The 13,484-nt window shown below is 63.9% G+C and carries 13 protein-coding genes; 6 read left to right on the top strand and 7 right to left on the bottom strand.

The window, feature by feature from the left end; translation table 11 throughout:
- Positions 1–58 precede the first annotated feature (58 nt).
- Both ACYUCQ_RS15325 and ACYUCQ_RS15320 read right to left on the bottom strand, forming a co-directional pair.
- Positions 59–1,417, bottom strand: a complete 1,359-nt coding sequence (locus tag ACYUCQ_RS15325) for a leucyl aminopeptidase family protein (protein WP_460255424.1) — start codon at positions 1,415–1,417, stop codon at positions 59–61.
- The gene (locus ACYUCQ_RS15320; protein ID WP_460255423.1) at positions 1,414–2,193 is read right to left on the bottom strand and encodes a TetR/AcrR family transcriptional regulator; all 780 of its coding nucleotides are present in this window, start codon (positions 2,191–2,193) and stop codon (positions 1,414–1,416) included. Before ACYUCQ_RS15320 ends, ACYUCQ_RS15325 begins: the two co-directional genes overlap by 4 nt.
- Positions 2,194–2,576: 383 nt before the next feature.
- On the opposite strand from ACYUCQ_RS15320, the gene uvrC reads away from it, so the two are divergent.
- On the top strand, positions 2,577–4,421 hold the full coding sequence (uvrC, locus tag ACYUCQ_RS15315; RefSeq protein WP_460255447.1) for an excinuclease ABC subunit UvrC: 1,845 nt from the start codon (positions 2,577–2,579) through the stop codon (positions 4,419–4,421).
- 103 nt (positions 4,422–4,524) lie between these two features.
- The gene (locus ACYUCQ_RS15310) at positions 4,525–6,759 is read left to right on the top strand and encodes a Hint domain-containing protein (protein ID WP_460255422.1); all 2,235 of its coding nucleotides are present in this window, start codon (positions 4,525–4,527) and stop codon (positions 6,757–6,759) included.
- Here the strand turns inward: ACYUCQ_RS15310 and ACYUCQ_RS15305 are convergent.
- The 5 genes from ACYUCQ_RS15305 to rfaD are packed head-to-tail and all read right to left on the bottom strand — an operon-like array spanning position 6,665 to position 11,282.
- A complete protein-coding gene (locus tag ACYUCQ_RS15305; RefSeq protein ID WP_460255421.1) occupies positions 6,665–7,630 on the bottom strand; it encodes a hypothetical protein in 966 nt (321 codons plus the stop codon). The two genes, ACYUCQ_RS15310 and ACYUCQ_RS15305, sit on opposite strands and share 95 nt — an antisense overlap.
- Positions 7,627–8,397 (bottom strand): peptidoglycan editing factor PgeF, encoded by a 771-nt coding sequence (gene pgeF / locus ACYUCQ_RS15300; RefSeq protein ID WP_460255446.1) that lies wholly within the window; start codon positions 8,395–8,397, stop codon positions 7,627–7,629. Before pgeF ends, ACYUCQ_RS15305 begins: the two co-directional genes overlap by 4 nt.
- Positions 8,397–9,458 carry an SAM-dependent methyltransferase gene (locus ACYUCQ_RS15295; RefSeq protein ID WP_460255420.1) on the bottom strand — a complete coding sequence of 354 codons (1,062 nt, stop codon included), beginning with the start codon at positions 9,456–9,458 and terminating at the stop codon, positions 8,397–8,399. Before ACYUCQ_RS15295 ends, pgeF begins: the two co-directional genes overlap by 1 nt.
- Before the next feature lie 7 nt (positions 9,459–9,465).
- Positions 9,466–10,308: a prolipoprotein diacylglyceryl transferase gene (gene lgt / locus ACYUCQ_RS15290; protein WP_460255419.1), complete on the bottom strand. Its 843-nt coding sequence runs from the start codon at positions 10,306–10,308 to the stop codon at positions 9,466–9,468.
- Positions 10,305–11,282 carry an ADP-glyceromanno-heptose 6-epimerase gene (gene rfaD, locus ACYUCQ_RS15285; RefSeq protein WP_460255445.1) on the bottom strand — a complete coding sequence of 326 codons (978 nt, stop codon included), beginning with the start codon at positions 11,280–11,282 and terminating at the stop codon, positions 10,305–10,307. The genes lgt and rfaD overlap by 4 nt, the downstream gene beginning before the upstream one ends.
- Before the next feature lie 80 nt (positions 11,283–11,362).
- Between rfaD and ACYUCQ_RS15280 the strand changes: the two genes are divergently transcribed.
- The 4 genes from ACYUCQ_RS15280 to rpsT all read left to right on the top strand — a co-directional run bounded on the left by ACYUCQ_RS15280 (position 11,363) and on the right by rpsT (position 13,317).
- Positions 11,363–11,671, top strand: a complete 309-nt coding sequence (locus tag ACYUCQ_RS15280; protein ID WP_460255418.1) for an accessory factor UbiK family protein — start codon at positions 11,363–11,365, stop codon at positions 11,669–11,671.
- Positions 11,672–11,793: 122 nt separating this feature from the next.
- The gene (locus ACYUCQ_RS15275) at positions 11,794–12,138 is read left to right on the top strand and encodes a hypothetical protein (RefSeq protein WP_460255417.1); all 345 of its coding nucleotides are present in this window, start codon (positions 11,794–11,796) and stop codon (positions 12,136–12,138) included.
- 44 nt (positions 12,139–12,182) lie between these two features.
- The gene (gene fliP, locus ACYUCQ_RS15270) at positions 12,183–12,944 is read left to right on the top strand and encodes a flagellar type III secretion system pore protein FliP (RefSeq protein ID WP_460255444.1); all 762 of its coding nucleotides are present in this window, start codon (positions 12,183–12,185) and stop codon (positions 12,942–12,944) included.
- A gap of 106 nt (positions 12,945–13,050) precedes the next feature.
- Positions 13,051–13,317: a 30S ribosomal protein S20 gene (gene rpsT, locus ACYUCQ_RS15265; RefSeq protein ID WP_460255416.1), complete on the top strand. Its 267-nt coding sequence runs from the start codon at positions 13,051–13,053 to the stop codon at positions 13,315–13,317.
- Positions 13,318–13,484: the final 167 nt, after the last annotated feature.

Raw genomic sequence — 13,484 nt, 5'->3', positions numbered from 1 at the left:
AAATTATCTAAATTCGTTGCAACATTATCTGACCGTTCATTGCGATATAAAAAAACGGTCAACGCGTCACAGAAATGAGAGATTCAATGGCGGCGAGTGTGGCGCGCAGGCCCAGCGCTTCGCCGCCTTCGGGGCGACCGGGGCGGCTGGCCTCGTTCCAGGCATAGGTGTCGATATGCGCCCAGCGCGTTGATGCGGGAACGAATCGATTTAGGAATAAAGCGGCAATAATCGCGCCGGCGTGGGGTTTTCCTGACACGCTGTTGAGGCTCGCGATCGGGCTATCGAGCCAGGGCGCGTAATCCTGCCAGAGCGGCAGGCGCCAGAGCGGGTCGGCCACGGCATGGCTGGCGGTGAGGAGGTGCGCTGCTAACCCGTCATCATTGCTGAACAAGGCGGGAAGGTCGGGGCCGAGCGCGGTGCGGGCGGCACCGGTCAGGGTTGCGAAATTGATCAGCCAGTCCGGTTGGGCGGCCACGGCGTCGGTCAGCAGATCAGCGAGCACCAGCCGGCCTTCGGCATCGGTATTGCCGACTTCGACGGTGAGGCCGGCGCGGGTGTTCAGCACATCGAGCGGGCGCATGGCGTGGCCGGAGACGCTGTTTTCAACGCAGCCGATGCGCAATTCAAGGCGGACCGGCAGGTTGAGCGCCATGATCGCCTCGGCGAGGCCGAGCACGGTGGCGGCACCGCCCATGTCTTTTTTCATCCGCAGCATGGCGGCGCTGGGTTTGAGGTCATAGCCGCCAGTATCGAACACGACGCCTTTGCCAACGAGCGAGATGAGCGGGGCGCGCTGGTCATGGCCCCAGCTGAGCTTGACCATGTGGGGCGGGCGGTCAGAGCCGGCACCGACGGCGGCGAGGGCGGGGTAGCCTGCGGTGAGGGCGGGGCCGCTGATCTGTTCGATTGTGGCGCCGTGCCGATGGCCGAGGGCGATGGCGGCATCGGCTAGTTCGGCGGGGCCGAGCAGGTTGGCGGGGGTGTTGATCAGGTCGCGCGCGTGATTGATCGCGCTGGCGATGATGGCCGCACGGGGAGGGATCGGGCCGGTGAGTTGGGCTTGTTGGCGGGTTTGCGGTTTGAACCGGTCATAGCGATAGGCACCGAGCAGGGCGCCGAGATGGGCGTCTTGCGCATCGTAATCGCCTGGCATCAGCGACCAGAGCGTATCGGGCGGCAATCCGGTGGCGATGGCGCCGAACGGGTAGGGGGAGCGATCATCGCCAAGGCCGAGCAGGGCGCCGCCGAGCGGGGTTGCCGGTTCGGCGGGGTTGGGCGGGAGCAGGATGATTTTGCCCATTTTGGCATCGAACCCGGCGGCGCGGACGAAATCGGCGGCTTGGAGCTGGCTGAGCAGGGCCTCAAGCCCGTTGGGGCGAACGGGGAAGAGTTTGAGCGCGGTGGGTTGGGTCATTCGGCCTCGGGTTTGAGATGGCGGCTTGGCTTTGGGTTACGCCGCGTATCGGGGTGGCCCGGGGCGCGGCGTGGGGAACGGCGTTGGGTGCGTTGATTGGCGGTTTGGGGCATGCCGCTTGGGAATTGGTCCAGATAATTCATGATCAGGTCACTGAGCCAGTTGCGGTATGGGATCACCCGTTCGGCATAGCGGGTGTCTTGCGGGACGGTGAGCATTGAGCTGCCAAAGATGGCAGCGCCCATGGCTGAGGTGGCGACCAGCAGGGCGATGCGGCGCGAATCTTCAAAGGGGGGCGGCGGCGCGCCGCGTTGGTTGGCAAAGACAACGCGGGCCTGCTGGACCAGCCGGGCGATTTCGGTGAGGGCGTCATGGATTGAGGATGCGCCGGTTTCGCCGGCGGTGGCAAGCCAGGCGAGACGTTGGGCGAGACCGTTGCCGAAGGCGCTGAACACATGATCGAGCGTGGTTTCGACTAGGTTGTGGTTGGGGGCGGTGGCGCCGGCCAGCAGATCGGCCATGGATGATTTCAGTTGTTCGATGGTGCGGGCGTTCAGCGCGTCGATCAGGCCATCGCGCGAGCCGAAATGATGCAGAATGACGGGATGCGACAGGCCGAGTTCGGCGGCGATGGATTGCAGGCGCAGGCCGCCGGGGCCAAATTGGGTGAGTTGGGCTTCGGCGGCGTCGAGAATTTGGCGTTTGGCTTCGGCGGCCGAGCGGCGGATGCGCAAGGGGCGCTGTGCGCTGCGACCGGAATCGATCTGTTTGGCCATGGGGCGAACAAGGTAGTTTTTGCTGGCTTGTCAAGCCATAATACGCAGGAATTACCGTGATCGGGAAAAGTTTTCCACGCGAATTGCGGCGGGCGATTGGGGTGGCGGGCTGTCATGCGATCGTCATATTGAGTATCAAGCTGGGAAGTCGATATGAATGATATCAATGGGTTGTAAAATTGAGCCTGGAATGGGCGGTTTTCGGGCGATGCTTGACCGGGGCGCAGAATTATCGATTGCGCGCGGGTTGCGCACAGAGTTTTCCACAGGCGGGGTGCGCCTTGGGTGGTTCAACCTAAAAGGGAATATTGTTGGTGGCTGACGGACGGGTTGCGGCGGGGGTGGGTGGATCGGTGGGGCCGATTGAGGCGGCGTTGGCCACCATGTCGCAGGCGCCGGGGGTTTATCGGATGCTGGATGCGGCGGGTGAGGCGCTTTATGTGGGTAAAGCGCGGAATTTGAAGCGGCGGCTGGCGTCTTATACCCAGCTGGGGCGGTTGCCCGAGCGGTTGCGGCGGATGGTGGCGCTGACGGTGAGTTTGGAGGTGATCACCACCCACACCGAGGCGGAGGCATTGCTGCTCGAAGCCAATTTGATCAAGAAATTAAAGCCGCGATTCAATATTTTGCTGCGCGATGATAAATCATACCCGTGGCTGATGCTGACCGAGGATCATGCGTTTCCACAATTGGGCAAGCATCGGGGCGCGCAGACTAGGCGGGCTTCCTATTGGGGGCCGTTTGCCTCTTCGTGGTCGGTCAATCAGACGGTGCAGGGGTTGCAGCGGGTGTTTTTGCTGCGGACCTGCACGGATGCGGTGTTTGCCAGCCGCAGCCGACCCTGTTTGCTGTATCAAATCAAGCGCTGTGCGGCACCCTGCGTGGGGCGGATCAGCGAGGCGGGTTATGCGGCGTTGGTGGCTGAGGCGCGGCGGTTTCTCTCCGGGCGGGCGGGGCATGTGCAGCGCGAGTTGGCGGCGCAAATGGAGGCGGCGGCGGCCTCGTTGGAGTTTGAGCGGGCCGCCTCGCTGCGCGACCGGATCCGGGGATTGACCCAGATTCAGGGCAGCGATTTGATCAATCCGGCTAGTATCGAGGATGCCGATGTGATTGCGATCCATCAGGCGGCGGGGCAGTTTTCGGTGCAGGTGTTTTTCATTCGCAGTGGCCGCAATAATGGCAATCGCAGTTTCTTTCCGGCGCAGAGCAAAGGGGCCAGCGTGCCGGCGGTGCTGAGCGCGTTCATTGCGCAGTTTTATGATGATAAGCAGCCGCCGCCGTTATTATTATTGAGTGAGAAGGTGGCGGGGCAGGATTTGCTGGCCGAGGCGCTGAGCCTGAAGGCGGGACGGCGGGTGGAACTGGTGGTGCCGCAGCGCGGTGAAAAGCATGAGGTGGTGTTGCATGCTTTGACCAATGCGCGCGAGGCGTTGGAGCGGAAATTGGCGGAATCGGCGGGTCAGGAGACGTTGCTGGCGGCGACCGGCGCGCTGTTTGGCTTGGCGGAGCCGCCTGTGCGCATTGAAATTTATGATAATTCGCATCTGATGGGCAGTGCCGCCTATGGGGTGATGGTGGTGGCGGGGCCGGAGGGGTTTCAGCGCGCGGCCTATCGGAAATTTGCGATTAAATCCGCGCTGACGCCGGGGGATGATTTCGCGATGATGCGCGAAGTGTTGACGCGGCGCTTTACCCGCGGGCTGAGCGAGGGGACAGCGAAGGAGGGTGGCGCGCGCGATAGCTGGCCGGATTTGGTGCTGATTGATGGTGGGGCGGGGCAGCTTTCGGCGGCGCAGGCGGTGCTTGATGGGTTGGGGGTTCACGATGTGGCGTTGGTGGCGATTGCCAAGGGGCGGGATCGTAATGCCGGGCGGGAATGGTTGCACCAGACCGGGCAGGCACCGTTTCAACTGCCGGAGCGCGATCCGGTTTTGTATTTTCTCCAGCGTTTGCGTGATGAGGCGCATCGTTTTGCGATTGCGACGCATCGGGCTGGGCGCAGCCGGAAAATCACCGAGAGCGAGCTTGATTTGATCGCGGGGATTGGGGCGGCGCGCAAACGGGCGTTGCTGCATCATTTCGGCTCGGTGCGCGGGGTGAAAGGGGCGGGATTGCGCGATTTGGAGGCGGTGGAGGGGGTGAGTTCGGCGATGGCGAGGGCGATTTATGCGCATTTTCATCCGGGCGTGAGCGTTGCGATTGAGGGGCGGGCTGATTCGGAAGCGTAATTCGCGTTAAAGTTGTCGATTTCAGATGACTCTACTTTAGATATATGCCTTAATACATCCTCAGATTGTAGTCGGCGCGTTTAGGCGTCGTCAGGGGGATTTGATGTCAGGAACCATTAGCGGCGTGCGTTATGGCGGCGTGACATTGGCGAGCGGGGGCGCGTTTGGCGATCCGCTGACCGTGACCGGGACAATCGAGGCGGCGAGTGGCGATGGGGTGCTCGCGAACCAGGCTTGGACGCTGGATAATCAGGGATTGATCGCGGCCAGCTTCGGGGATGGAATTTTGCTGAATGGCGGTCTGAGCGGGATGGATTCCGTGCTGAACCAAGGCGTGGTGGCCGGCGGCAGCTATGGGGTGCGGTTGGCCGGCGTGGGCGGCGTGTTTGACAATGCGACGCTGGCCACCGTGTCCGGATCGTTGGGGGGTGTGTATTTCTCCGGGCAGTCCGCCAATTATAGTCATTTTATCAATGACGGTTTGGTGAGCGGCGGGGCGGATGCCGGGCTGCATGGCAGCGACGTGATGATCAGTAATGGCTCGGCGGGGGTGATTGAGGGCGGATCGGTCGGGGTGGAGCTGGGGATTGGCGCGGGACTGGTCAATGCCGGGTTGATCAGCGGCGCGATTGGCATTGCGGCGACCTATGGCGGCTCGGGTGGGGGCGTGGTGTCGCTGCTCGATGCCGGGACGATTATCGGCACCAACGGCATCGCGGTGTCGTTCAGTGCGGGCGAGGGCGGCACGCTGGGCTTGTTGGCGGGGGCGAGTTTTAGCGGGGTGTTGGATGGCGCGAATGCGACATTGGCGTTTGAGGGCAACAGCTTGAGCAGCTTTGCGCAGTTTGCCTCGGTGAACGGGTTTGCCGAGATTGCGGTGGCGGCGGGGGCGATTTGGGATTTTGCCGGCACGGTGACGTTGAATGCGAGTTTGGGGCTGGATAATCAAGGTGTGCTGGCGGAGACGCTAGGGCAGCAAGTGCTGATCGAGCATGGGCTGAGCGGTGCGGGCACGCTGATGCTGGGCGGGGGCGCGTTCGGGCTGGTTCGTGGTGCGGCGGCGGCGGCGCAGACCATCGCGTTTGGCGCGGGCGGTGGCATGCTGGCCCTGTTCGAGCCGCAATCCTTTGCCGCCACCATTGCCGGGTTTGCGCCGGGCGATACGATCGAGCTGGCGGGTTTGGCGCAGAATGCGGTGGTGACGGGCGTGATGGTCGGCTCGGTGTTGGAGCTGTCAGGCTCGGTGCCGACGGGCACGACGATTGCGTTTGATAATCCGCCGCCGGGGATTGCGTTGCAGCCGGTGGCGGGGCCAACCAAGACCTATGATATTGTGGTGCCGAGCAATGGCGGCGCGCCTTGCTTTGCCCAAGGCACGCGCTTGTTGACGCCGCAGGGGATGCGCCCGGTGGAGAGCCTGCGCAAGGGCGATTTGGTGATTACCCGTGCCGGTGCGATGCCAATTATTTGGCATGGGCGCAGGCGGGTGGATTGTGCGCGCCATCCGCAGCCTTCGAAAGTGTGGCCGGTTTGCGTTGAGCGCGATGCGTTTGGGCCGGGCTTGCCGATGCGCGCTGTGTGGCTCTCGCCCGATCATGCGCTGTTTGCCGAGGGCGCGCTGATCCCGGTGCAGTTTTTGCTCAATGGCGTCTCGATCCGCCAAGAGCCGGTCGCGACGGTGATTTATCATCATATTGAGCTTGAGCGGCACGATATTGTCTGGGCGGAGAATTTGCCAGCGGAGACCTATTTGGATTGCGGTAATCGGCATCAATTTGGCGGGCGTGGCGCGGTGCAGGCGTTGCACGCGGATTTTGCGCCGCCGGTTTGGGCGGCAAACCGCGCCTGCGCGCCCTTGGTAACGCAGGGACCGGCGGTGGTGGCGGCGCGCCGGCGTGCGCATACGATGTTGGTGGCGCAAGGCTATCGGGCTGAGCCCGCGCGCTTGATGCTGTTTGCCGGGGGCGAGGTGCTGCCGGTCGCGGCCTTGCCGGGGCGGTGGTATCGGGCGGCCATCCCGGCTTATGTTGAGGCGGTGACGTTGCGCTCAGTGGCGGCGGCGCCGGTCTGTGCGGACCCTTGGTCGGACGATCGGCGGTGCTTGGGCTTGGCGATTGAGGCGGTGACGTTGGATGATCGCCCCGTGGCGGCGGATGATCCTTGTTTTGGCGCGGGTTTTTACCCGCCGGAGCAAGGCGCGCGCGCGTGGTTTCGCTGGACCGACGGCGCGGGGACATTGCGCGTCAAGGGTGCGCGGGCGCTTGGCTTTCGGCTGCGTGGGGCGGCGTTGATGTGGCAGGCGCCGCCTTCTTTGCCGGTGCGGGCGATGCGGGGTTGAGCTTGGCGTTCAGAATCACTTGCTGCACGCCGCGTGCCGCTTGCTCAGCGGCGGCGGCGGCGACATCGCCCCAATAGGGCGCCATGTCGCTCGGTTTCAGCGCGTGTAATTGGCTGACTTTGCCGATGAAATGATGATTGCGGTCGCGCACCACCCAATCGAGCTCGACCAGATCGCGGCCCGGGGTTTGTGGGGTGACGCGGATATGGCCGGTCACCAGGAAATCCGCGCGGTCAGTATGGTGCGCCACCACGATGTTCAGCTTGGGCAGGGCGCGGCGGAAATCGAGAGCGAGGGCGTGGTCGCCATCGCCGGGGGCGCCGGTGACCACGACGAGCTTGACCCGGGCGGGGCGGTTTTCCAGCGAGGCCGGGTTGGAATGCTGCACTTGGGCGTTGATTTGCGCGAGGCGTTGGGCGAGCGGCGCGGCGGCCTGTTTGGCACTGGCTTGCAGGCTGGCTTGTGTGCCGGCGGCCCAATCGGCGGCGGCGAGCGGGGCGGCATGATAGTGGCCATAGGCTTTGCCGTTCGGGCCGATCAGGGTGAAATGCGGGATGATGGTTGCGCCGACCAGGCTGGCGGTGATGCGCAGGCGCCAATCGTTTTTATGCGCCGGGCGGGCGACGCAGGGCACGTTTTGATCCACCAGGGCGCTGGCCAGATCAGCGGCGTAGAGATGGGCTGCGTGGTCGCCCAGCATGGCGGTGCGCGGCGGTGGCACGATCAGTATCGGGGGCGGCGGGATGGCGAGCACCGCACCTTCGCGGCCCGGCTTGCCAAGGAAAGGTTGTGGCAAGGTGCCGCAACCGGCGAGCAGCAGGGTGAGGCCGAAGACGGCAAAACGGGTGAGGCGGCGCGGCGTGCGGATCATGGGGCGGGCCGGATGATCGAGATTTGATGGCCGCCGGGGCCGCTCGCTTCATGGGTGCGGCGGCGATGGGAGAAAAATCGCGCGGGATCGGCGTAGGTGTCGGCCCGCAGGATGGTGGTTTTTGCGCCGGCGCGGGTGAGGCGGGCGGCGCAATAGCCGGGCAGGTCGAACTGCCAATGGTTGGGTTTGACGCCGGGGCGGAAAAATTGCCGGTCGGGCGGGTGACCGGCGCAAACGGCCTCATGCAGATCGGTGCCGACTTCGTAGCTGGCTTGATGGATGCAGGGGCCGATCACCGCCTCGATGGTGCTCGCACCGAGCTGGCGCATCGCCGCGATGGTGGCTTCGAGCACGCCGAGCTGGGCGCCGCGCCAGCCGGCATGGGCGGCGCCGACGATGCGCCCGGCCTCGGCGCTGAACAGCACCGGCGCGCAATCGGCGGTGATGATGCCTAGCGCGAGGCCGGGGGTGGCGGTGACCAGCGCATCGGCCTGCGGGCGGGCCGACGGGTCGATCGGATGGGTGATGGCGATGGCGCGGTTGCCATGGACTTGCACCAGGCCGCTGAGGGCGGCGGGGTCGGCGCCGATGGCACGGGCGGCGCGGGCGCGGTTGGTCGCGACGTGATCGGGCGCATCAGCACCGTTCAGGCCGCAATTCAGGCTGGCATACGCGCCGGTGGAGACGCCGCCGATGCGGGTGAAAAACCCGTGCGGTGGGGCGAATTGATCGGCTGTGAGCGGGGTCGGGATGAGCGGCGCAGACATCATGCGGGGAATCCGGGTAAGGGCAGCAGATCGGCGGGGGCGAGGGCGAGGGCTTTGAACAGGCCGCCCATGGCCTCGGCGGCGGTGAGCCGACGGGTGGCGGCGAGCAGGGCGGCGGCTTGCGGCGCTGTGGCGTTGCGGCCCAAAGCGGCGGTGCGTTCGTGGATCCCCAACGCCGCGAGGAATTTGCCTTGCGCGATCGGCCCGGCGGTGGCGCAGCCTTGGGCGATGGCGCAGGCGCGCAGGGCGGCGAAATCGACATGGGCGGTGAGATCAGCCTGTCCGGGATCGGCCAGCGGGTCGGCGCGGATACCAGCGCGAATGGCTTGCAGCGTATCGCCGGGGCCACTGTCTAGCGGGCCGTAATCGATCAACAAGGCGGCACCGCCATGCTTGACCAAGCGCCGGGCGAGGGCTGCGGTGAAGGCGCGGGCGGCAACGTTGATTTCGCGAATAGCGCCGGGTTGGGTGTGTGCGGTGAGCGGGGCGAGCAGGCTGTGCTCGGCTTGGGTGATCGGCTGGTCATGCAGCGCACCAGCGCGCACATAGCGCTCCTGCCAAGCGTGGGGGGTTGCGGTGCGGATGAATTGGCGGATCGGCAGCGCATCCAAAAACTCATTGGCCAGCAGCAGGATCGGGCCATCGGGCACGCGATCGAGCGTGGCGTGCAGCTGGGCTTGGGGGAAGCGGGCGCGCAATTGGGCGCTGAAGCGCGGCGAGGTTTCGATGAAATGCACATTGAGGGCGGGGAGCATGGCGGGCAGCATGGCGCGGATGGCACGCAGCGCATCGGCCATCAGGGCGCCATCGCCAGGGCCGGCCTCGATCAGGTTGATCGGGGCGGGTTCGCCCATGGTGCGCCAGACCACGCCGCACCAGAGGCCGAGGATTTCGCCGAAAATTTGGGAGATTTGCGGCGACGTGGTGAAGTCGGTGAACGGATCATGGCTTGCGTAATAGAGCGCATTGGCGCGCGCCATGAAATGATCGAGCCGCTCGCTGGAGCCGGGTTCGAGCGTGGTGTGATCGGGTGCGAGAGGCTCGATGGGCGCTTGGGTCACGCGCGGATCAGGGAACGGGCGCATCAACGGGTGGGGGGAGCGAAACCGGGCCTTTGCGCTTGGCGTAGTACATCAGCCCGCCGCCGATGAAAATCATCGGGATCGAGAGAATTTGGCCCATGGTCAGGCCGAAAATCAGATAGCCGAGGAACCAATCGGGCTGGCGGAAACATTCGGCGGTGGTGCGCGCGATGCCGTAGCCGAGGATGAACACGCCAGCGATGAAGCCGGGATGGCGGCGCAGTTTTTCGCTGCGCGAGACAGTGATCATCACGATGAACAGCACGATGCCTTCGAGCAAAGCTTCGATCAGTTCTGAGGGATAGCGCGGAACATCCGAGCCGGATTGCGGATAGATCATTCGGATCGGGAACCAGGACGGGGCGGGGCGGCCCCAAAGCTCGCCATTGATGAAATTGGCGATGCGCCCGAGAAACAGGCCGATGGGCACCGGCACGGCGACGCGATCCGCGAAGCTGAGCATGTCGATGCCGTTGCGCCGCGCATAGAGCGCGATGGCGACCGAGACGCCGAGCAGCCCGCCATGAAAGCTCATGCCGCCATCCCACACCGCATAGGTGCGGTCCAGATGATGCAGGAAATAGACGGGTTGATAAAAAATAATGTAGCCGATGCGCCCGCCGAGCACGACGCCGAGTGTGGCCCAGGCGAGGAAATCATCGACTTGGGTCGCGGTGGCGATGGGCGGGGTTTCGCGCGCGGTATAGCGCATCAGGCGCCAGCCGATCAGCAGGGCGGTGATGTAGGCCAGCGCGTAGTAATGAATAGCGAAGGGGCCGATTTTTACCAAGATCGCATCGAAATGCGGCCAGACATAGACATGGTTCATCGGTACGGGTCCGTTTGGGTCAGGAATTCATGGATGTAGCGGGCAATGCCTGCTTCGAGCGTGGTGAAAGGTTTGGTGTAGCCGGTGGCGCGCAGGCGCGCGATATTGGCTTCGGTGAAGGATTGATATTGGCCGACAAGGCGGGTCGGCATGGGCACGAACTCGATGCGCTCGGCTTGTTGGTGTGCGGCGCAGACGGCGCGGGCGAGATCGAGATAGCTGCGGGCGGTGCCGGTGCCGACATTGAACAGGCCATTGGCTTTGTTGGCATCGAGCAAATGCAGGATGATGTCGATGACATCATCGATCCAGATGAAATCGCGCTGTTGCGCGCCATCGGCGATGGTCGGCCGGTCAGAGCGGAACAGGGTGATCGGCTTGCCGGCGCGCAGCTCGTCATGCTTGACTTTAACGACCGAAACCATCGGGCCTTTGTGATATTCGTTGGGGCCGTACACGTTGAAAAATTTAAGCCCGGCCCAGTGCGGCGGGGCTTTGCCGGCAGCGACTTGGGCGAGCGCCCAGAGATCGAACGCGTGTTTGGACCAGCCATAGAGGTTGAGCGGGGCGAAAGTGCGCAGCATGGCGGGCGGGGTGGCATCATCAAAGCCCATGCGGCCATCGCCATAAGTGGCGGCGGAGGAGGCGTAGAGGAAGGGGACGCCGTGATGGGCGCACCAATCCCAGAGAATTTGGCTGAGGGCGACATTGTTGCGCCAGACCAAATCGCCGTCACGCGCGGTGGTTTCGCTGATCGCGCCCAGATGAATAATGGCTTCGAGGGGCGGGTACGTGTCGAGAAAATCGACTAGATCATCAGGGTCGATCAGGCGGGTTGGCGGGTGGTGGCGCAGATTGCGCCATTTATCGCCCTCGCGCAGCCGATCGGCGAGCACGGTCTCGGTGCCGCGCGCCCAGAGAGCTGCGTGAAGATTCGAACCAATAAAGCCAGCGCCGCCGGTGACCAGGATCATCGGCGCGCTTATAGTGAGATGGATCCGATCCGTCATCAGGGCGCGGTCGGTTGCTGCGTTTATTGCCAAGGAAGTGATCAATGACCGAGAGACCGAAGTTTTTTGACGATTTGGCGGGTGTGGCCGGGGGGGCGCTGTCGGCGCTGAACGGGTTGCGTGATGAATTGACGGCGCTGGCGCGCGCCCGGGTTGATGAGGCGATTGCCCGGCTGGATCTGGTGCGGCGCGAGGAGTTTGACGCGATGGCGGAGCTGGCCAGGCGGGCGCGGGCGGAGGCGGAGGCGCTTTCGCTCCGGGTTGCGGCGCTGGAACAGCGATTTGCGGCAATGCCGGAGGCAATGACAACCGAGGTGGTGCCGCCTGAGACACCATCGCCAGACGTCGCTTAATCGCCGCACTTGATCGTGACGCTTGATCGCGATGCTTGGTCGCGACGCTTGGTCGCAACGGGGATAATTTTTCGAGCGCGACGCTGCGATTGGTAATCGAGCGTTAAGAATTTTCCGGTCTTATGTCGGTTGAACGCGACGCCGTGGGGCGGCGCGCAACCGGCGAGGGCAGGGCGATGGCGCAATTCGGAACGTCTTTGGGCGCGTTGGCGTTGATTTTGGCGCTATTGGCGGGGTTATCGGCGCTCGCCAAGCGGCTGTTGCCGCGTTGGGGGATCAAGCCAGGATCAGGCTTGTTGCCTGCCTCGGCGGCGGCGGGGCGCGCCCCCTCGGTGCGGCTTGATCCGCGCCGTAAATTGACGCTGGTGGCATTGGGCGGGATGCGGTTTGCGGTGCTGACCGGCGGGGCGAGCGATGTGTTGATTGCCTTGCCCGCATCCGATCCGGCGGCGGGAGACGCGCCATGAAGCGCGCCATGATGCGCGCCATGACGCGGGCCATGACGCGGGCTATGACGCCTTGGGGGGGGCGGCTCGCGTTGGCGTTGATCGGCGTGTTGGCGGTGCCTGCACTCGCGATGGCGGCGCCGCATGCGGGATTATTTGGCATGGCGCTGCGCAAGCCGGACGCGCCGGAGACCGCCCGGCTGGTGCAGCTGGTGGTGCTGATCGGGGTGATTGCGCTTGCGCCGAGCCTGTTGGTGATGCTGACGGCGTTTACCAGAATTGTGATTGTTTTGAGTATTTTGCGCAATGCTTTGGGCACCCAGACCACGCCGCCCAATTCGGTGTTGATCGGGCTTGCGCTGTTTTTGACCTATTTTGTGATGCAGCCGGTGCTGCATCAGGCTTGGCAAACCGGCCTCTTGCCGATGAGCCAGGGCACGATGGGCACGATGACCGGGTTGCAGCACGCCGCCGAGCCGTTTCGGCAGTTTTTGGCGACGAATGCGCGGCCAAGCGATATTCGGCTGTTTTTGGGGCTGGGCCATCTCAAGCCGCCGGCGCAGGTGATTGATACGCCGTGGCGGGCGCTGATCCCTGGATTCGTCATTGGTGAAATGCGCCGGGGCTTTGAAATGGGCTTTATGATTTATCTGCCGTTTCTGATTATTGACCTAGTTGTCTCCTCGATTTTGATGAGTTTGGGCATGATGATGCTGCCGCCGACATCGGTTTCGCTGCCGTTCAAATTGTTGTTTTTCGTGATGATTGATGGTTGGCACATGGTGTGCGGCAGTTTGGTGCAGAGCTTTCCGCTGATGCATTTTTAGGGAGGCTGCTTGACGGGGTGGGGGCAGGTTGATAGGAGAGCGGCATGGGACGCGGTCGGCCAGTGGGGCTGTGCCGCGCCTTTCACTTTATATGTAGTCGAGACACATGGCCAATATTGCATCGGCGCAGAAGCGCATTCGGCAAACCATCGTTCGCACCGCCCGCAACAAGGCGCGGCGTTCACGCGTGCATACTTTTGTCCGCAAGGTGGAAGAGGCGATCAGTGCGGGAAACCACGAAGCCGCCCAGCTCGCGCTCCGTGAGGCGCAGCCAGAAATGCAGCGCGCGGTGACCAAGGGCGTGCTGAAGGCGAACACGATCAGCCGGAAAATTTCGCGCCTGTCCGCCCGGGTGAAGGCGCTCGGCGTCTAATCGCGCCGCCCGGCTGGGTGATCAGCCGGGTTTTTCGTCGTTGCCGCAGATTGGGGCTTTTGCGTCGTGCGCAGTGCGGCACGTTCATAGGTGGCGACCAAAATACTCAAATGTTGGGGTGGACGGCCCTACGGCATCGGATGTGCCAAGATGGGGTCGGACTACCA

This window comes from Acidiphilium sp. MT5 (assembly GCF_054767495.1).
Note: the sequence above shows the minus strand (reverse complement) of the source record. Positions and strands in the feature narration are given on the sequence as shown.